We start from the raw sequence: 19,475 nt of genomic DNA, 5'->3' as shown, positions 1-19,475 counted from the left end.
AATTGAATTCATGACACCAATTGTCATATTAGGTGAGTTTGGCGTGAACTGATCTTCCGTTTGGGAGGGGAGAACCTATATGCGCGCTGATCGGCTGCTTTCTATTTTGCTTTTGCTGCAAAGTCAGGGCCGCGTGACTGCATCGACGCTCGCTGATAAGCTGGAGGTTTCTGACCGGACAATTTATAGAGATATTGAGGCACTGTCCACAGCGGGAGTTCCCGTATACATGGAAAGGGGATCCGGAGGGGGCGTCTTCTTATCTGAAGAGTACAAAACAGGGATTACTGGCAAACTCACTGAACAAGAAATACAATCATTGTTCATATCTCCGAATCAACTATTAACCCAATTGGGATTAAGCACTGCATTTAGATCTGCCATACTGAAGCTATTGAATGCCATCCCCATGGGATTACGTCCCCAGATGCAATCTGTAACCGAGCGTGTCTATATCGGCAATGCAGGCTGGAATCGAAAAGATGAGCCCGTTCCCTGCTTGAAAACTGTCCAGGAGGCAGTGTTTAACGATAAGTATATACGCTTCCAATATAGGAAATCCGATGAAGTGTCAGAGAGGACTGCAGCGGCACTTGGACTCGTTTCTAAAGGCACCATCTGGTATATGGTTGCTGAAGTAGATGGAAAGCTCCGCTCTTATCGAGTGTCACGAATAGAGAATGCTGAGGTTTTGAGGGATTCTGTGTCTAGGCCAATAGATTTTAGATTAGATGATTTCTGGAAGCAGTCGGTAGCTTCCATATCAACCCACGTTCCAAGATATCCAGTACTACTGCTTTGTGCACCAGAGTTAGTCCCCAAGTTATCGCGTTTAGGACACTGGTCGCGGATAGACGAAATTGGAGAACCAGATGAAACCGGATGGTACAACGTTTCCATGTTTTTTGAAAGTCATGTTGATGCGAAAAAGTGTGTACTCGAAAACAGTCCAAATATGAAGATTGTCGAACCAGTTGAATTGAAACAAGACGTCGTTGCTGCGCTGATGGACTCATTTCGACTTTATGAGTAAGGCTGTCGGAGATAAGGAGTGCTTCATTGGGAACGGTCCTTACTACTCTCCAAGTCTTAATTCTTGTTCTATATCGGCAATGCGGTGATTGTTATCAGTAATTCGCTTGTTTTGTCCCACCAGTTGATCCTTCATGATGGAAATGTCAATTTCCATTCTCTCTTGTCTTGCATTCAACAGTTCAAGTTGATGCAAAATCGATTTGAGCAGCTCGTGCATTTCGTCCACAACTATCACTCCTTGTGCAGAGTGTAGCATATTTGAAAGTCATGTTGAGAAGAACGGTAGTCGACTGAGTCCATCATCCCGCATCTTCATCCCCACCGACTCTAAAGACCGTTCTACCAAATCGTCATCCATATCCACACATGTCGAGCTCCGGCTGTTGGCTTCTCAACCAGGAGAATGACTAGGAGGTTCAATATACATTAGGTTAAGAATTTTGCTAGTATTAGCTGAACACACCTGAATGAAAAGAGGCGGAGCAGAATGGAAAACTTCCAGTATCCTATCGGGAAATTTGAGCACAATGAGAAGATTTCGATTGAACAACGGAACCAATGGATACAGCAGATAGCCGAGACGCCAAGAGAACTGAGGTCCGCTATTGAAGGGCTTTCTGTTGAACAGATGGATACACCCTACCGCCTTGGGGGATGGACCGTCCGTCAGGTGGTTCATCATGTACCCGACAGCCATATGAACGGTTATGTCCGTTTTAAACTAGCGCTAACAGAGGAAAATCCAGTTATCAAGCCTTACTTGGAAGACCGGTGGGCGCAATTGGACGATTACCGTGAAACACCCGTCGAAGTGTCCCTAGCACTGCTTGACTCACTTCATCAACGGTGGACTACACTCCTTTCCAATCTGCAAGATGCTCAGTTTTTGCTCACTTTCACCAATCCGGAATCAAGTGAGGCGGTGTCTCTCGAAACAGCGGTTGGACTGTATGCCTGGCATGGCAGACACCACGTTGCCCACATCACGTCGCTGCGAGAACGTATGGGCTGGTAACTGTCCGAGTCTTCGTTCTCGTTCGATATCGGCATCAGCAATGTTCCTGATACCCTATACGTGACTTTGTCACGGAAGCATAGCGGCACCCCTGCAATACTGTAGACATCAACGATACTTTCATTCTTTCGGGGGTGTACATTGTGCAAAATATTGGACCGGTCGATCGCGTTATTCGAATCATCCTAGGCATCGCCCTACTGGCTTTATTCCTGCTCCATGGTCCCGTCCGCTACTGGGGCTTGATAGGTTTGATTCCACTTGTCACAGCCATTATCGGATTCTGTCCACTGTATCGTCTGTTTGGTATCCGCACATTAAGGCGGTAGTCCTAGGGAACCCACGCCATCTTACTCTCCCAGGCAAAGCGGGATGCGGTTACGACACCGCATCCCGCTACCTGTAGTAGTGTTGCCTGTGAAACTCCTCAAGTTTTAGTATCGAACGATATTTAGCTACTGAAATAGCGACCTTGTTCGAGGTCATTAATGAGGCTGCCATGACGCGCCAGTGCGTTATCAAGCGCCTCACCGGAGCGCAAATTGGTTGTGATTGTACCTGTCCTTGTAGTGGTAAGATAAGGAGTAATCACGGCATGAAAAGAAGGTGATGCACTCCATGAACGACAAAAGAACAAACGCAATGGATGATTTGAAACCTCTTGACAGAGAGGATCGACGCGTGCGAGCCGATGCACAGCGCAACATCAATGCGTTACTCCAATCGGCTATGACTGTATTTGCAAACTCGGGAGTGGATGCTCCAGTGAGAGAAATCGCAGAGAAAGCTGGCGTCGGTATTGGCACCGTATATCGCCATTTTCCTCAGCGCTCAGACCTGATAGTAGCGGTGTTTCGTCGAGAGGTTGATGATTGCGCTGATGCCATGGAGGAACTGTCTGCCACATGCGGGCCGGGCGAGGCCCTGTCGCGATGGATGCTCCGTTACGTGGATTTCATAGGTGCGAAACGCGGACTCTCAGCGGCTCTAAGTTCAGGCGACCCTGCCTATGCATCGTTACCTGCCTACTTCGAAAAGCGACTCAATCCTGCCTTGAACTCCCTGCTTCAATCGGCTGCCGTTGCCGGCGAGGTACGCGTCGACGTTGAACCATACGATTTACTCAGAGCGGCTGCTAGTCTCTGTAACGCAGATGCAGAGCATGCACGCATGATGGTCTCGCTACTCGTAGACGGGTTACGCTACCGCGCCAGTACGCCCTCCTAAGCCTATTTCTCCACTACCGGCCCCGATTATAAGGGCCATATTTCTATAATGTTCCAATAGAAAAATCGGCAGTAGCATCAGTACAGATTCCTACTGCCGTGTTGGATACGCCCTTTACTTGGACTCAAACCGTCCCAGTGCATCTTGGCCTTCTTCCAGGGCTGCACATGCTTCCAAGAGACTTGAATCATCGAGATTGAGTGCTTGGCGAAGGTAACCCCACGTGAACCGTTGGATCACGGAGACGTGTTTGGGATTCTCATCTGTCGTCCGAGTGTCGTTATAACCGATGATTCCGCCAAGCGAGTGCTCCGCCCCAAAGAGTGTCAGCAGGCTCTTGCTGCCCGGACTGCAGAAGTACGGGTCGGTAAACCAATCCGGTCCCCGAGTGGACAGTTCAGACTTATCGTGATCGCCTGCTATGACCAAGGCAGGTGTTCTCATATCCGAAAAGCTCGGGTTCATAAACGGAAAATACTCGGTGGCAAATGGAGTCAAATCAGCTCCCCCCTTCCCAGGTGTGGCAAGGAGTACGCCAGCCTTGATTCGTGAATCGGACATATCCTCTCCCGGCTCATCGCGTTCATTGAGAACTCGCGCGCCAAGCAGCATACTCACCGTCTGGCCCCCCCATGAGTGACCAGCTACTGCAATACGGTCACGGTTGAGACGTCCATGTAGACCAGGAACAGCAGCTTCAAGGAAATCAAGCTCATCGAGAATACGCTTCACATCCTCCACTCGAAAACGCCAAATCGTTGGCGTACGAGGGTCTTCAGGCGGCAAGTTCAGCGTCATCGAGTCAAGATGGGTAGGTTGAATGACCACGAAGCCGTGAGCTGCCCAGAAATCAACCAAAGGATCGTAGCTATTCGACGACAAACCAAAGCCGTGCGAAAAAACAACGATTGGTAGTTCATGCCCAACAGCGGGCGCACAGACACGGACTTGCAGGTCATCACCACGATTTGGAGCTGGTAACACGACCGGTTTCACTGAGATAACCGGAGTTGGCGTATTAATCCCGATTTTCATAACACATATTCCTTTCTTTGCGAGAGATTTGCCCAACACCGTCTGCGGAAAGCGATCAACTAAACTTGACCTGTGCTTTACGATTTGTTGTTGGGTGCACACAACATTAAGTGGAACTACGTTCCGATTATATACGGAACATAGTTCCACTTGCAACAATACAGCAATAAAAACCATGAGTTGTGACTGAATAAAGGTTTAGTGTCCATTTTAAAATTTCTAATAATTACATTTTATAGTGTGTTATCCTGCTAACACGAAAGGGGATAAGCGCAGATGGATATTGAAATTTCGATGATGGAACAGTGTCGCGTCGCGTATGTGAGGCAAGTTGGCCATTCAACAGGCATGGTCAAAAATTCTTCCAATTATTCGGGAGCGCGGGTACCAACCAGACAATAGAGCCATGTTTGAGAGATACACTGGAGACATGACTCAAAACGAGTATTGCGAAATTTGCATACCTGTAAAACCGATATAGTTTGTTTCAGATACATCATGACCGTCTACTGGACGTGCACTATAGGTTTAAGTTCATGTAGATGTTGTCCAGTTCATCCTGGGTAATACCGATGTAGGCAAGAGTCACGAAAGGCGACGAATGGTTGAGCAGTTTCTGAATGCGAGTGATATCCACACCCGCTTTGTAAGCCTGATGGCCAAACGTCTTTCGCAAGGTATGCGTGCCAATCTGTTCATCGATGCCCGCACTCTTAGCAGCCTGATTTAAGATGGTCCAAGCGTGCTGCCGGCAAATGGACCCGCCAAGCTTTCGGCTCAGAAACAGCGGTTCCTGCGGCTGACACTCTGGCCTCTCACGAAGGTACTCCACAATCGCCCGCTTGGCGTTCATACTAACAGGGAAGTCTTTTCTCTTCCCTGTTTTTCTTTCCCGCAGTTGAATCCGGGACTTGACCTCCCCTTCATCATCCAGCACATCCCGAACGTGAAGACTGAGCAAATCGCTGATTCGCAAACCGCTGTTGATGCCCAATACAAATAGGCAGTAATCACGCGGATTGCCTGCTTTCAAAATCTGTTTCATAACCTCGATTTTCTCTTTATCTCGAATCGGTTGAACATATCCCAAGATGGATCGCCGCCGTTTGCTAGTTTTGACGTCAGGACTAGCATACGCCAACGAAAGAGAAGAGATAAAATGCTATAGAAGCAGAGTCTACATCTTTGTAGGGCTGCAGCAAAGTAAATTTTACCGAGATCGCATAAGCGTGTGTTGGAACGCAACACTAGATACTATAACGTTAGAGTTAAATTAACGAATACGTTGTAATTAAATCGTATAGGGGTGAGGATGTGGTGATTAAAACTGAAGCGGCATATCAGAAGGCTCTCGAGAAAATAGAAGAAGACCTAGAATTCATCAGTTCGGAGAAGACCCGATTCAAAAAATTAAGGACTGACACCCGGTCGGGTTGAGAAGGCCGTAGAACCTCTCATATCCTTTCATGAGCAGCTAGAAGAAGAAGTCACATACTACGAGAGAATCAAACGCGGCGAGTTTGACTCAATTGTAAATTTCATGACCATTGGTCGAACCCTCATTGCATACCGGATCTATAAAGGTATGAGCCAACATGAGCTTGCTAAGAGACTCGGCGTTCCACAGTCACAGGTGTCCGGGGACGAAAGAAATGAATACTATGGTGCTGCGAAAGAAAGGATCACTGACGTTATGGAAGCGATGGGGATGAGAACCATTACGCAAATTGATTTAACAGCTTGAGGTCTGAACTTCCAACTACGGTTTGGTTGAGGCGGAGAACAGTAAGCAATTGACCAGCAACTTGTCAACGTCGGTTTATAATGCACGGAAATAGAATAGGTCTAACCTATGTTACAAGGAGCCTCCTACCTTTCGGCTAGGGGATAAATTGTCCCATAGGTTCATTTTTGTGTTGAGCCAAGGCGCACCAATTGGCCCTCACTCTCCACAATGCAACGCAATGTACAATCATCTCATTCGTAAAATACAATCTGGTTTCTGGTAACTCAGGCACAAATGGAGATTCCCATTCGTGCCATCTCCATGACGTACTAGAAATGGCCTAGTGCTCGTGAAGGGGGAATGAGCACAACGAGAAAGGGAGGGCAAGGCCTTGGTGCTAAAGACCTACAGTGCTTCTTGCTATAGCTCCAGATTTCACCAGACAGCCTCATGGCCAGAAGAGAACGGTGCCTAACTGGCACCGTGACGTTTGAAGACAGCTGGAATTGTTTTCAGTAGTATGCTCCAGTCACGCCAATAGGACCAGGTGTCGATGTACCTCAGGTCCAGCCTCATCCAATCATCGAAGTCTATCTCGTTGCGTCCACTGATTTGCCAAAGACATGTCAGTCCAGGTTTGACACTAAGGCGGCGGCGGTATGCGGCATCGTACTGGTTGACCTCCGAGGGGATTGGCGGCCTTGGCCCGACCAAGCTCATTTCTCCTAAAAGGACATTAATAAGCTGTGGTAACTCATCTAGGCTTGTGCTCCTGAGCCAGCGACCGACTCGAGTTACCCGGGGGTCATTCTTTAATTTGAAGACGGGCCCTGACATTTCATTCATGTGCAGCAACTTTTCCTTCATTTGTTCAGCGTCAACACGCATGCTTCGGAATTTGTACATTTTAAAGGTCCGTCCGCGAAGGCCAGTGCGTTCCTGAACAAAGAAGACGGGTCCCTTGTCTGTGGCTTTAATGGCTAAGGCAATGACTGCAAACAGCGGAGACAGCAAAACAAGAGCCAAAGAGCTTAAGATAAAGTCCGTCACGCGCTTCACTGCCAGTCCATCAGAAGTGTGGGGAATATTCGACAAAATCACACGTGGAAGTCCCATCCCGTAGACCATCTCGCTGTTAGTCAAACGTGAGGACATCGAGTCTAACATTAGTTCCACCTGGATCCCCTGCAATTCACATTCCTGAATAACGGCTTCTGTCCTTGGATCAGAAACTGGTAACGCGACCACCACTCCATCCACTGTAAAGTGGTGTAAGGTACTCCGTAACTCCGAGAGACTACCAAGATACGGAGCGTCTAAGCCGCCCCCAGAGTCCGCTAGAAATCCTAGAATACGCAGTCCCAGACGAGGGCTCTGTTCAACCGCATCAATATACTTTTGAGCAAAGCGACCGTTTCCAATTAATAATTTTGACCGATAGTCTAGTCCTGAACGTCGGAAAAATCCAATAATGAGACGACTCATAACGCGGATAAGGAGTAAGCCAAATAAAGTCACAAGGAAGTCCGTTGCAATGAAGGCGCGGCTAAAATAGTGCAGTTTCATAACAAACGTAAGAGTCCCAAACAAAAGCATGGCAACAACGCTCACACGAATTGCGACCCACCACTCGCGCCACGGTGCAGTCAGCCTCTTTACAGGGTACTCGCTAAATAATAACAAAGCGACAAGCCAAGACACGACAATTAAGAGGTAGGTTTGAAAGAAGATTGTCCCTCCCCAAGCAAATAAAACCCTTCCCATGATCCACTGACCAACAAAATAGCTGAGCGGAAAAGACGACAGTACGACAGCAGCGTCCACTAACAGATAGAGCCGCTTTCGAGGCATCGTAAGGTATTCCATATGTGTATATCACCCGACTGTATGTAAAAGTATACGTTTCTCTAATTCGTATTCGACATGTTTACCGGCTTTCCCCCCAAGATTGACAAGGAAGACAGAGATTTCTTTGAAGTCTTTGTTGTGTTAAAATTTTACTTCGGTGGTTAATCCACGGGGCTTGGGATCGCCCAATTGAGGAGTGGGTAAGATTCTGGGGCGGTGGGAGGGTGAACTAAAGCGGCTAAAACGCCTTCGAAATAGAGCTTTTAAAGTCGATTTCCGAGAATTTACAGATCGCTCCCTTCTGCAGACTGGTGTGCAAATTCACACATCCATTATGCACTTGTCCCTGGAGACTGGTACTCGAGTGCCAGAGTCAAGTTGGACTTGATGACGTCCGTATGAAGGGAGTACGAATCCTGCTTCATCGAAGGAAGCGAAGCAGCGATGGGGGCATCGTTTCAAAGAAAGTTGAGGAGTGTTCTTCGCGAACATTCGACATCTGCCCAATAGAAACGGATAGAGTGTTTTGTTCACTTAGCGGTAAACCCAGAACACTCGCATTTCGGGTGTCCGCTGTTCGCTACACACGTTTCGCCGTACCATGGTAAAGTCCTATATCTTGGCTGGTGAACGCATTCAGATGCAGCGGATATTCAGCCACAATCCTTTCGATATGGTGCGGTTTGGCGTAGACTTATCCGGGACTAAATTTTGACGAACAGCATCCGTAGTTTAGCTAGTAGAGCAGTGGCTGGACTAGGAAGTGTCGGCTCAAATTCGAACGCGACGGTGCTGTCGAATCAGGATTTTTATGGCAACACATGCATCCCCCGATATAATTCAGCTATGAGACGCTGACAACGTAGAGAGTTAGTTGACCTTATGGTTGTACAGAGAATTTGAAGTTGAGTCCGTATAATTTCTGTAAATTCTTTCGACGCACTGGTGATATAATAGCTCAGCTAGGCGAGTTACTACAGGCATGCTTTATTATGCCAATTTATATAATTTTTAGTTAATTTGGCGGCGCTACCCGAGTCGGCCTACCATGTCTTGCCGACAGCCCTGAGTTAGTCGTTCAGTTGTCTTGACCTCCGTGGTCGTGTTCTGAACTATGAATCCGCGCCGCGGCTGCCGATCTCGGCTTCCGGACCTAATTTCCTAAAAAGTAAAAAAACGGAACATGTTTAGCTATCTCGGATACGTTGAGGAATCGCTTTAAGAGAATCCTTTTTCACCGTTTCCGCAGCCCCAAAATTCAGAGGGTCCAGACGTGGCTACGTCACCTTTGCTTGAAGGGAAAGTGGGCATACTACCTACCGACTCTCTGTCGGCTACAATTGCACTAATACTTGTTGGGACGGAATGCAGTCACCGGACGATTACTATGAACGCTTTGGAACGGTGCGGTGGTGCAGTAGGTTGGTTCGTTTTCACATGGTAGCTTCTTCGTGAGTGTTACCAGCACTGTATATTGCATTATCAGCATCTCCCAAAACTTATATACGCGTCATTGTTAAAGGATTTCGATAGATCGCTACGAAGCCCCTTTTCCGACGATTATCTGAATTAACGAGATGGAACGTGTATAATAGTCGTGGCTTTCACAGTTTAACCCGTAGAATTATCTAGGGAAGAGATGCTAGGGGATGTGTCTATTTTGAGTCTATTTCGCCGGGCGGGATTGGCCTTTCTACTAATGTCATCAGGAAAACTAATTTCCTATGCTTTACAGATTGTTCTTACGAGGCTCAATACCCCTGAGGATTACGGGCTTTACTCATACGCCATCAGTGTAACGACAACTCTTGCCGTGTTTGCATCCCTGGGGTTTAATAACTCCGTCATTCGCTTCGTGCCAGAATACCTTCGGCTGAAGAAGTATGCTGAACTACGTGGTTTTCTAAAGACCGCTTTTATTACAACCTTGGTCGGTGGGAGCATTCTGGGCACGGGTGCCTTTGTTTTTTTCCGGAGCATCTCCCATGGGTTAAGCCTTGAAGCCGCGGTCCTTTTTGGATTAGTCATACCGTTAACCTCTTTAACGCAATATTACTCACAGTTGGCCAGGGGGCTGGGCTCTGTCTCTGGGTCCGTTTTCCCGAACAACGTGCTGCAACCCGCACTACTACTGTCAATTGTAGGACTCATATTCTGGCTGGAAGGCAATAGTAACGTAACGTTAGTCGCTCTAAGCGTGTGTGTGTCCTATGGTCTGGCCCTCCTATGTTATCCATTTCTTTTGAAGGCGGGAGGCCGGGAATGGATGTCTGCAACTCACACTTATCTGGTAAAGAAGTGGACAACGGTCTCTGCGAGCATGATCTTGATGGTGGGATTTCAGACCATTCTTGCACAGGCAGACGTTATTGTCATTGGATCCGTGTTGGAACCTTCCGCCACGGGATTTTATAATATTGGAACGAAAATTGCAGCGCTGGCAAGCTTTGTTTTGCAGGCTGTAAATCAAGTATTTGCACCAAACATAGCCTCACTTCACGCTAGCAGAGACCGCATGCAACTTCAACGAGAGCTAACGAAAGCAGCACTTTTAACATTTTTTCCCACATTACTTATTGCAACTACAATTTATGTCTTAACTGGTCCGGTTCTTAGAATATTTGGACCGGCGTATTCTAACGCAGAAGTTGTCTTACACATTCTTCTTATAGGTCAGATTGTAAATGCTGCTGCAGGCCCCGTAGCCTATGTTCTGAATCTTACGGGCCAACACAGAGTGAGTACTCGGATCTTTGGTGTGGCCGCACTGGTTAACGTACTAGGTTGTTACATTACGGCAAAGACCGTTGGTTCAGTAAACGCAGTTGCCGTAGCTAGCACGCTCTCCATGGTTCTGTGGAACGTGTGGATGCATGTTTCAGTTGTAAGAAGGTTAAGGGTGTGGCCGTCAATATTTGGGGTCCTTTATGGTACGCTGAGGAGTGGGAAGAATTTATAAGGGCACTACGACAAATGCTCCTTGTATCGACGCGGTCACTTAAGACGATTCTATCGTGCCCATTCACATGCACTTGAAATGCGATGGGCTCGTAGTCTCTACTTATCTCGCACCAAAACCGCCAAAGCAGGAGTCTATATTGTTTCTTGCTGTGGCTCGTGGAAGACGCTAACTTGGCCGTGATGGCTAACTCGCACCTCGTCATGGCCAGCACTTACTCCCGCTAAAATGAGTTCTTCATAAGAAACCGGCATAAATAAATGGCTACACTCAGATCTACATCACCTCGCCAGGACGACTATTAACTTTAACTGTGGAGGAACCTCGGTCTAGAGGCTCTTTAAGGCTTGCAACGCTTGCATAACTGTTTGGTTTTTCGTGTAGTCCAGTTATAGCTAAAAGCACAAATACAAGGGTGTACTGTTCGGTACTGAGATTAAACATATTAGTAAGCATCCAAGTTGAAATAAAGGCAGCAATCGAAAGAGAAAGCGCAGTCTTATTTTTAAATGCCGCATCTAGCGCAAAAGTCCACATTTTCCACATCAGACCAAACCATAACAGTAAACCACAAAGCCCTATTTGTAATCCAACGGCTAAGAATGAATTATCAATGGTAATATCACGAAGTGACACAAAATTATTTGATTGTATATATCCTGTTCCGAACAGGAAAGTGAAAATACTTTTCCCCCACCACTGACTACCCCAATACGCCCACTCCTGACGACGGATCATTAAGGACAAAGTGGAAGAGATGTGCGACGCGCCCGACCCTGTACCTTGATAAAAATACAAAAGATATATCCCTACTAATCCAAACAAAACTGGTAATGGTATCAGCCAAGATTTTTTCCGAGATTTTTTCAGGAGTACCCAACAAATAAGTACTGCCAACGCTTCAACATAGTCATTTCTTGTAAATGTTGTATATATCTCAAAAGTAGATGCGGACAAAATACCTGTAATAGTTATTTTACCCCATATATTCCTTATGTTACCTAACTGTGATAAAGACAACACCATAACAAATACCATGAAACTCCCAAAAGACAGACCGGAGCCAAAAAGAGAAAAGACTCGTATCTGACCAAAGAAGATATACGAAGGTATCTGAAACGTGCCACTAGGGGATGACGTGGGCACGAGTGGCTGATTATATATATACTGGAGAATACCGATCACAATAAGTGGTATTGAAATCAGCAACGTCAGTACCACGACGGCTCTTTCACTAAAGACATTTTTCAAATTGAAAACGACGGGCATTAAAATGATCCCGAAATAGTACAAATCATACCCAAAGATCCAATATGCCAAGGTTAGATGCGAAGAGGTGAAGCTGCTATACAAAAACAACTCGATCAAGAGGTAGGACAGAAATATAGAATACAGAAAGATAAATTTCTTCGGGATTCTAAAGCTTTTTGCTCTAAATGCTCCAACAAAGACGAGCACAAAAGCCGAAAGTTTAAGTACATACGAGGTAATCAGGATTCTATGAAATACCCAAAGTTGAAATTGAGGAAGCAGTGCTCCATCTATTAAAAGCAACCAGACGCCGTAAGATAACAGCCCAAGTGGTGTTACGCGTTGCTTCCTCAAATTAATCCCCCCGATAAATTAATAGAATGAACGAAAAACACCCTTAATTGGTTCGCTTTAGGATTCATAGGTTAGCGCTACGACAACCACGAAGGCAAGTCTTCGAATAAGGCCCTGCTTGTGTAACTTATACTTATTAATACGATACAGTTTACTGACAAAGGAACCCCTACTGAGCCCCTGAAATGCCTCTAGCGTACACACCTGATTTTTTGAGAGTAAGTCGTGAAATTTATCTAAGAATTCCCCTGCTTGGTTTCTACAATCATCAACAGACCTTTTGAGAGTCTTAAATGCCGCTATCCTACCTAAGAACAGTTTGAACCCATATGCACTAGCACCAACTTGGTTGGAAGCATGTTGCCGGTATTTGAGACTAGGTGATTTTACCGGTTCAATGTGACCGAACGCTGAGGCGACAAGAGCCAACCACCAGTCATGCATAATCGCTCCGCGAGGTATTGGATAGGCAAGTTTTTTCAATTGATGATTGATCATGACCGTGCACCCAGTAACATTGTTCTGGACAAGTAAAGTTCCCAATTCTGAAACTCTCGGATCTATATTTTGAAATTTCCAGAATGAATCATTGATTTTGTTCAATGCTGCATCTACTACTTGCAGGTCTGTATGGATCAGTATCGGATATTCTGGATTTTCCTTCTCCAAGTTTTTCATTTTTGCTCTAGAAATTTCAATTTTATCTGGTAACCAGACATCATCTTGGTCACAAAGCATAACGTATGGAGCATTGGCACGGCTGAGTAGCGTACTAAAACTAAGGGATGGCCCCAAGCGCCGAAAATCGTCCGTAATGAGAAGGACTCGCTCTCGTTCTTGTTCGATAAACCCATTGATGATTTCAAGGGTATCGTCGGTGGATCCATCATCTCTAATTATGAGACGCCAATACGGGTAAGTCTGAGACAAGATTGATTCTAACTGCTCTTTAAGATAGTTGGCCCCATTGAACGTTGATAGCAATATATCCACATCGATGTCGCGTTGTTCCACTTTCAATTGTGTCATAGTAATCTCCCAATTCTTATTTACGAACTACATCTTCATACTGTCCACATCAGATGGCAAAGTAAATAACACCAATGGATTTTTACGGTAAAATATCATTGAACTTCTCACATGGTGCCAAAAAGCTTTGGAGAAAATTCTAATACTCGAGCGCGCGTGATCATGCACTGCCATCACTTTCGGTGTATACCATATCTCCCACCCAGCAGACCAGACATCTTTACATAACTGAACGTCCTCGTAGTAGAGAAAGTAGCTCTGGTCGAATCCCCCTATTTCGTCGAAAACTGCCTTTCGTATTACCATACAAGCACCCAAAATGAATGGTACAGTCTTGGCAGAATCATGTTCAAAATCGTTCATTAGATATCTATTCACATGCAAATCAACAATGGACATTCTCGTTGCAAACGGGATTCGATTCCCCAATACTGATAGTAAAGATGGAAAACGCCGGCAAGAGAGCTGAACACTCCCATCCCTATTTAGCAACTTCGGTCCTATAATAGCAGCTCTCGGAGAGTCACTAATAGTACTTTCAAGGTCAACAAAAAAGCTGCGGGTCACTCGCACATCTGGGTTCAATACTACGATGTAGTCCCCATGCGCGTGTTTAGTTCCCAAGTTCACCCCATTGCCAAATCCCTTGTTTTCGCTCTGAATTAAAAGAAACGTGAAGGCAGTTTGAAGTTGTTGTAGTAAATTGAATACGTCATCAGAAGAACTATTATCTACTATTATTATTTCTGTTTGTCCCGTATAAACTGTCATTGCGTCTCTCAATGAAATAAGACAGTCTTCAATAATCTCTTGTGAGTTGTAGGTAACAATTACAGCAGAAAACGACAATGCAGTCCCTCCCGATACCGTCTCAGTAGGTCTTATGTAAACACTGAAAAATGGGAAATTAATGGCAACACTACAAGTCCTTCTGAGTTTTCAAAATAACGTTGACTAAAGATATCTTGTACTCCATCCCGAAAGATCCCGGCCAAACATATCTTGTAAAGTTGAAATTTCAGGTTGGTAAATCCCAGCCAACATCTGATAAGTTTCAGGTTGTATGGGGATTTTCCGTAAGGGAATCGAATCTTTAAGCGATGATACAAGTTTTACACGAAGGCCGGATGGTAAAAAAGGTTTGAAAAATTTCTTGAGGAGATTGGGCTTTATCGCTAAATCTCATCTTTGACAGTTTAGCTGTGGAAAAGTAGGTTATCAGTATCCCGAAGCCGCGCCGTTGCGCGGTTTTTCTGTTGATAAGTTGTGTTTTGAGCTCAAAAATGTAGGTCAAAATGTGTTTGGACAGTGGATAACTTTTTCCTTGTTATAAAAGTATTTATATTGTATAATTGTAGGTAATATTATGAGCGGTGGTGAGCCCAGTGTTCGCACAAGTTGTATCCACAAAACGCCCCGATGGTCGTACCTACAGGTATATGCATATTGTTGAGTCCTATCGCGAGGGAAAAACCGTTAAAAAGCGTCGGATTGCCAGTCTTGGTAACATCGATAACTACTCTGAGCAAGAGATTGAGCAGTTTATTCGTACCCTTGAATCGCTCCTACAGAACCGTACCTCTGGTTCGATTGAGGACTTTGACCCCAAGTCGACCCTCTCTTTTGGCGTTCCCTACGTGGTTCAATTTTTGTGGGATCAGCTTGGGTTGACCAAGGCGATAGAGACCGGACTCAAAGACCGTCAGGTCACCTTTGACGTAGCTCGCTATGTAAAGGCCATGGTCTGTAACCGTTTGATGAATCCGTCTAGTAAGTTGGATTTGTTTCATACGATTGAGGACATGTATCTTCCGGAGGAGGAAGGTGAATCCTGGCAGTTGCAACATTTCTATCGTGCGCTGGATCACCTGATGGATATGAAGCCCGAACTGGAGACATTTATCTATCAACGACTCACGGACCTCTTGAACTTTCGTTTATCGCTTGTACTCTATGACCTGACCAGTACGCACCTCAGTGGCCACCACTGCCCAATTGGCAAGCATGGATATTCACGAACCCACAGGCCGGACCTGGAACAGGTCGAGCTGGGTCTGCTTGTGACTCCGGATGGGTTGCCAATTACCCATGAAGTCTTTGCGGGAAACACGCCGGACAAAAAGACCGTCAAGGAAGTTCTGGAGCGTTTGAAGAAAGACTTCTCCGTTGAACAATGTGTGTTCGTCGGAGACCGCGGTATGGTCACGAAAAAGAACACGGAGTTGTTGGCGGCGCTTGAGTATCCCTATATTGTGGGCTACCACAAACGTGGCCGCGTGGTTAGCGACACCTTATTGGCACAGTACGGTGACCTCTCTCTCTACACTGAGCTGCGCGGAAATCTCAGCTATCTCGAAGTGCCCGCATCTGCAGTGGAAGACGATGAGAAAGGGCAAGATGCGCGCTATATTCTCTGCTACAATCCGCTGAAGGCGAAGGCGGATGAAGCCTTCCGCACATCGGCATTGGAGGAAGCGGAACAGGCATTGGTGGACTACCAGACGTGGTTGGACAAGCCCCATCGCGGGCGAAAAGCAAGTACACAGTCCATCATGCTCAAAGTCAGTGACATCCTCACCAAAAAAGGTGTACAGGGGTTCCTTGAGGTGGAGTTCAGTGAACAGAAGCTCTCCTACACATGGAATGAGGCGGCCCTCGCCAAAGAAGCCTTACGCGACGGAAAGTTTGTGATTAAGACCAACACGTTGCTCCCTGCCGAACAGGTGGTTACTTCCTACAAAACGTTGATGAACGTAGAGCGGGCTTTTCGAGAGATCAAGAACTTCCTGGATGTAGGGCCGGTGTACCACTGGAATGAAAAACGTGTGCGCGGGCACATCTTCGTCTGCGTACTTGCCTATCTGTTCGAGCAAGAGATCCAAGTGATGTACCGACGTGGGTGGGCGCAGCAAGAGCAAGAAGCAGAGCAGATGACCAACGCAGACGAGCGCGAGCAACGGCTGGAGGAACTGAATGACCGTTGGTACACAGGCGAGCGAATCATGAAAGACCTCTCGCGTTGGCACGTGATGAAAGCCGAGTTTCTCGGGAAAGAATTCCTCAGCGTTCCACCGCCACCACAGAACCTAAGCGAGGTCCTCAAGGCACTGGGTATCCCGCTTCCTGCCAAGGCAATCCAACTACGCAACACGTCTTCAGGCACACTCGTTTAACGAGAATCCCATCCTTACGGCCCCAATCCGTTTGGGGCTATTTGTGCTGTAGGGCAAAATCCCCCCTACAATCCCTTGCGGGGTCTAGGGTGCTGTCAAGGATGAGCTAAATCATATAGCGCTCGCGAAGAGGGAACACCAGATACGTTAAGGGTAGTGCTGGTATCTATAGAAATATCTGGATTAACGTCTAAAAACTCAAAAACCTCGAGAAGGACATTTTGACTATTGCTCTTGAAATCATCATAAAAGATCACTTTCACATTGGACTCTCCAAATATATTATAGTAGCGCCTTATTGGTTCAGAATAAACCCCTAGTTCGCGGTACCACCAAATTGGCTCGTATCCGTCCCCCTTTCTCTTTGTTTCTAACCTTAAGCCCTCTTCAAAGGAATTCCTTTCTCTACCGTCTCTAACCAAGTGCATGTATGCGCTATATGCTCTATCCATAGGATTTCGCAACATAATAATAATCTTTGCGTTTGGTACCGATTTCCGTATCAATGCAGGTACAAGTTCGTAATTAAGGTAATAGACCGAAGACTCACCTACGACCTGTCCAGGATTTGTATCCAAAAATAAGGCCTCATATTCTTCCAAAGTTTTCGTCATATAACGGATAATCACATCATCTCCGGGCCCTGTAAACGCCAAAGGCATCTCGGTGCGAGCAAAGTAGTGACTTTCCTTAAGCCGTGACATATATATATCCGGATGAAGGCTCAAAAAATAGTCTAAAGCTGACGTTCCCGCCTTAGCGGCTCCAACAATAAAAAAATCAGGAATCAAATTCCCACCTCATTTGCATTGAAAATAACCCAACAATTTTTCTGTTGAACTGGCATTTGAGAATCGAGTCGTGTCCTTGATACCTTGTAGGGCAAGACGAATTCGCAGACGCGAATCATTCAGAACCGCCTCCAACGACGACTGTAACTGATTCACGTCATACACAGGCGCAAGTCGAGAGTTCTCCATGTCTATAGCATATTCCTGTACTCCATTATTTGCGGTAGATACAAGACATGCACCACAGGCCATTGCTTCGACGGGCGGTAGCCCCCATCCCTCAGAATAACTTGTCCACAAAAATACTGCGTGACTGTTGTAAATGTCAACAAGTTCTTCTAGAGATGGGTCCTTTACAAATTCAATCCAAGATGGCAAGTCTAAAGGGGGCTCATAGACACTAAAAAAAGTCACCTGTAGGTCAGAAAATGTCTCCTTCACATTTTTCAATATTTCTATACCGTCCCGGCTTCCCTTCCACTCCGACTCATGCCACATCATAGCGACCGAGTGAGAATATCTTTTGGATGGAGAGACCCTTACTTGAAACTTATTATGGTCGATTCCGTTTGGTACATATCCGTAGACGGCCGTCCCTAACTCACTGGCCTTCTGTTCCAACCACTTTGCTATTACGATCTTGCGAAGAGGTAATAACCATGTCTGGTCCACTGTATATTTATCCCCGCTCCATATCTCATAGTGTTGGATGAAATAATACTTCTCTCCCTTCGCCTTGCTTAATCTATATACGGGGAAAGCTGTGTTATATGCTGTGGCAACGATGATATCGGAGTCTGGAACTGTCGAATTATCTAGTCGTGGTACGACCGTCAGACTCACCTCCCCGTGCATGTCCAGCCACGACAGTCCCCATAACTTCTTGACCGCCGTTTTAATGTAATTTACTGTCACTGGACTAACGAATTCAGCGGTGTGAACGACGGTAACTTGGTTACCTCTCTTCGCGAGTTCATTACAGTATTCATATACAACTTTATATCCACCATTAGGCTTTCTCGACCATCCAGGAAGAACGAAGGTGATACGCACGTAAGCTATACCTCCAACAAAATAAGGTGTACTAAGTAGAACTGGGAGTAATGCATATCCGAAATACCCCCAAAATTACAAATATCACTTGTTGTGAAACTCTGTTAATCTCAAACGGCTATAATCGTCACGGTAGTTTCTGCATCGTCTACTCCTATCATAACTACGTTTGTATTAAAAAGGAATAATTAAAGTTTGAAATTTTAACATACAAAATCAAAGCTATACTATAATAAAAAGAGCCTAACACTAGGCGCCCTGACGTATGTTGGTACCTTTTACGGTGACGGAAGCCAGTTCGAACGGGGCCAACGTACCTGCTCTTCGGAGACTGCAGATGCTTTTCACTGGAGAGTACTTGTCCAGATGTTCGTGAACTTCACGACTATACAAATTTATGTATGTCCTGCTTAAGACTGCTGTGGCGTATCGCTGCAAAGGAAAACGGGTCGCTGCACCCATTAAGAATTTCTTTGCAAAGGTATACCAAAATGTGTGTGGGCTTATCCGTACCCCTGTAATCCGTGCCATTTCTCAATGCTTTTTTATCATTCTTTTACGGAACGTATGCCGAGAGGATAGCCCTCGAGAGACACAAACACGTACTCTACAGTCGCATCCACGAGCAACTCACCTACCTATACTTGTAGTATTCTTATCATCTGTTGAGTGGAATTATTTTCCAACGACCGCTTTTCCCTTGCATCCGTTCCAAGCAGCGATCTTTCCAATGAATTTGATCTATTTACAACGCCAATGTCTCGCCAACTCGCATTCCGCAATCTAACATCAGCATCATAAGCGTATAACCTCTGAATCCGGTAAAACTATCTTCAGTAGGTTGAGGCAATAGATTGTAACCTGCTCATCACTAAATGCATGAATCATGTCTTTTTTACTTTCATGGACTCGACCTCGCGGGCTGGGCCAGTAGTCAATTTCCCCTGCCTCTACCGCAACGTGCAACACCTGTTGAGGC

At 45.9% G+C, this 19,475-nt stretch carries 18 protein-coding genes; 9 read left to right on the top strand and 9 right to left on the bottom strand.

All coding sequences use genetic code 11. From position 1 onward, the window contains the following. Positions 1-79 precede the first annotated feature (79 nt). Positions 80-1,033: a helix-turn-helix transcriptional regulator gene (locus tag GI364_RS01470; protein ID WP_198851971.1), complete on the top strand. Its 954-nt coding sequence runs from the start codon at positions 80-82 to the stop codon at positions 1,031-1,033. Positions 1,034-1,075: 42 nt separating this feature from the next. Here the strand turns inward: GI364_RS01470 and GI364_RS01465 are convergent, their stop codons facing one another. Then, positions 1,076-1,261 carry a hypothetical protein gene (locus tag GI364_RS01465; RefSeq protein WP_198851970.1) on the bottom strand — a complete coding sequence of 62 codons (186 nt, stop codon included), beginning with the start codon at positions 1,259-1,261 and terminating at the stop codon, positions 1,076-1,078. A gap of 261 nt (positions 1,262-1,522) precedes the next feature. On the opposite strand from GI364_RS01465, the gene GI364_RS01460 reads away from it, so the two are divergent. From GI364_RS01460 to GI364_RS01450, 3 genes are all read left to right on the top strand, one after another. After that, positions 1,523-2,050: a YfiT family bacillithiol transferase gene (locus GI364_RS01460; RefSeq protein WP_198851969.1), complete on the top strand. Its 528-nt coding sequence runs from the start codon at positions 1,523-1,525 to the stop codon at positions 2,048-2,050. Positions 2,051-2,193: 143 nt separating this feature from the next. Then, complete coding sequence (locus GI364_RS01455; RefSeq protein ID WP_370541824.1) at positions 2,194-2,379, top strand: YgaP family membrane protein; 186 nt, start codon at positions 2,194-2,196, stop codon at positions 2,377-2,379. Positions 2,380-2,668: 289 nt separating this feature from the next. Then, positions 2,669-3,277 carry a TetR/AcrR family transcriptional regulator gene (locus GI364_RS01450; protein ID WP_198851968.1) on the top strand — a complete coding sequence of 203 codons (609 nt, stop codon included), beginning with the start codon at positions 2,669-2,671 and terminating at the stop codon, positions 3,275-3,277. 114 nt (positions 3,278-3,391) lie between these two features. Here GI364_RS01450 and GI364_RS01445 read toward each other — a convergent pair whose 3' ends face one another. Beyond that, positions 3,392-4,312, bottom strand: coding sequence for an alpha/beta hydrolase family protein (locus GI364_RS01445; protein WP_198851967.1), 921 nt, complete (start codon positions 4,310-4,312; stop codon positions 3,392-3,394). A gap of 331 nt (positions 4,313-4,643) precedes the next feature. Here GI364_RS01445 and GI364_RS25280 point away from each other — a divergent pair, with 331 nt between their 5' ends. Beyond that, a complete protein-coding gene (locus tag GI364_RS25280) occupies positions 4,644-4,793 on the top strand; it encodes a GyrI-like domain-containing protein (RefSeq protein ID WP_198851966.1) in 150 nt (49 codons plus the stop codon). A 39-nt stretch (positions 4,794-4,832) separates the two neighbouring features. Here GI364_RS25280 and GI364_RS01435 read toward each other — a convergent pair whose 3' ends face one another. Beyond that, the gene (locus tag GI364_RS01435) at positions 4,833-5,402 is read right to left on the bottom strand and encodes a site-specific integrase (protein WP_198851965.1); all 570 of its coding nucleotides are present in this window, start codon (positions 5,400-5,402) and stop codon (positions 4,833-4,835) included. A 495-nt stretch (positions 5,403-5,897) separates the two neighbouring features. On the opposite strand from GI364_RS01435, the gene GI364_RS24805 reads away from it, so the two are divergent. After that, entirely contained in the window at positions 5,898-6,056 is a 159-nt protein-coding gene (locus GI364_RS24805; RefSeq protein WP_233095968.1) for a helix-turn-helix domain-containing protein, read from the top strand. 453 nt (positions 6,057-6,509) lie between these two features. Here GI364_RS24805 and GI364_RS01425 read toward each other — a convergent pair whose 3' ends face one another. Beyond that, positions 6,510-7,904, bottom strand: coding sequence for a sugar transferase (locus GI364_RS01425; protein ID WP_198851964.1), 1,395 nt, complete (start codon positions 7,902-7,904; stop codon positions 6,510-6,512). A gap of 1,255 nt (positions 7,905-9,159) precedes the next feature. Here GI364_RS01425 and GI364_RS25275 point away from each other — a divergent pair. Beyond that, entirely contained in the window at positions 9,160-9,330 is a 171-nt protein-coding gene (locus GI364_RS25275) for a hypothetical protein (protein ID WP_370541823.1), read from the top strand. Positions 9,331-9,546: 216 nt separating this feature from the next. After that, positions 9,547-10,845, top strand: coding sequence for an oligosaccharide flippase family protein (locus GI364_RS01415; protein ID WP_198851963.1), 1,299 nt, complete (start codon positions 9,547-9,549; stop codon positions 10,843-10,845). Between the two features lie 276 nt (positions 10,846-11,121). Here the strand turns inward: GI364_RS01415 and GI364_RS01410 are convergent, their stop codons facing one another. Genes GI364_RS01410 through GI364_RS01400 form a run of 3 tightly spaced genes read right to left on the bottom strand, consistent with a single transcriptional unit; the run spans position 11,122 to position 14,328 of the window. Continuing rightward, positions 11,122-12,450 carry a hypothetical protein gene (locus GI364_RS01410; RefSeq protein ID WP_198851962.1) on the bottom strand — a complete coding sequence of 443 codons (1,329 nt, stop codon included), beginning with the start codon at positions 12,448-12,450 and terminating at the stop codon, positions 11,122-11,124. A 57-nt stretch (positions 12,451-12,507) separates the two neighbouring features. Beyond that, positions 12,508-13,479 carry a glycosyltransferase family 2 protein gene (locus tag GI364_RS01405; protein ID WP_198851961.1) on the bottom strand — a complete coding sequence of 324 codons (972 nt, stop codon included), beginning with the start codon at positions 13,477-13,479 and terminating at the stop codon, positions 12,508-12,510. A 27-nt stretch (positions 13,480-13,506) separates the two neighbouring features. Continuing rightward, positions 13,507-14,328: a glycosyltransferase family 2 protein gene (locus tag GI364_RS01400; RefSeq protein WP_198851960.1), complete on the bottom strand. Its 822-nt coding sequence runs from the start codon at positions 14,326-14,328 to the stop codon at positions 13,507-13,509. A gap of 536 nt (positions 14,329-14,864) precedes the next feature. Here GI364_RS01400 and GI364_RS01395 point away from each other — a divergent pair. Continuing rightward, on the top strand, positions 14,865-16,652 hold the full coding sequence (locus GI364_RS01395) for an IS1634 family transposase (RefSeq protein WP_198850960.1): 1,788 nt from the start codon (positions 14,865-14,867) through the stop codon (positions 16,650-16,652). 95 nt (positions 16,653-16,747) lie between these two features. Here GI364_RS01395 and GI364_RS01390 read toward each other — a convergent pair whose 3' ends face one another. Both GI364_RS01390 and GI364_RS01385 read right to left on the bottom strand, forming a co-directional pair. Next, positions 16,748-17,443, bottom strand: a complete 696-nt coding sequence (locus GI364_RS01390; protein ID WP_198851959.1) for a sulfotransferase family protein — start codon at positions 17,441-17,443, stop codon at positions 16,748-16,750. A gap of 9 nt (positions 17,444-17,452) precedes the next feature. Next, on the bottom strand, positions 17,453-18,496 hold the full coding sequence (locus GI364_RS01385) for a glycosyltransferase family 4 protein (RefSeq protein ID WP_198851958.1): 1,044 nt from the start codon (positions 18,494-18,496) through the stop codon (positions 17,453-17,455). Between the last annotated feature and the right edge of the window lie 979 nt (positions 18,497-19,475).

It is taken from the genome of Alicyclobacillus sp. SO9 (genome assembly GCF_016406125.1).
Taxonomy (GTDB): Bacteria; Bacillota; Bacilli; order Alicyclobacillales; family Alicyclobacillaceae; genus SO9.
Note: the sequence above shows the minus strand (reverse complement) of the source record. Positions and strands in the feature narration are given on the sequence as shown.

What these genes read in the sequence shown, in the direction of transcription:
- GI364_RS01445 (WP_198851967.1), bottom strand. Translation starts at nt 4,312, where the DNA reads ATGAAAATCGGGATTAATACGCCAACTCCGGTTATCTCAGTGAAACCG.
- GI364_RS01460 (WP_198851969.1), top strand. Translation starts at nt 1,523, where the DNA reads ATGGAAAACTTCCAGTATCCTATCGGGAAATTTGAGCACAATGAGAAG.
- GI364_RS01470 (WP_198851971.1), top strand. Translation starts at nt 80, where the DNA reads ATGCGCGCTGATCGGCTGCTTTCTATTTTGCTTTTGCTGCAAAGTCAG.
- GI364_RS01405 (WP_198851961.1), bottom strand. Translation starts at nt 13,479, where the DNA reads ATGACACAATTGAAAGTGGAACAACGCGACATCGATGTGGATATATTG.
- GI364_RS24805 (WP_233095968.1), top strand. Translation starts at nt 5,898, where the DNA reads ATGAGCCAACATGAGCTTGCTAAGAGACTCGGCGTTCCACAGTCACAG.
- GI364_RS01425 (WP_198851964.1), bottom strand. Translation starts at nt 7,904, where the DNA reads ATGGAATACCTTACGATGCCTCGAAAGCGGCTCTATCTGTTAGTGGAC.
- GI364_RS01450 (WP_198851968.1), top strand. Translation starts at nt 2,669, where the DNA reads ATGAACGACAAAAGAACAAACGCAATGGATGATTTGAAACCTCTTGAC.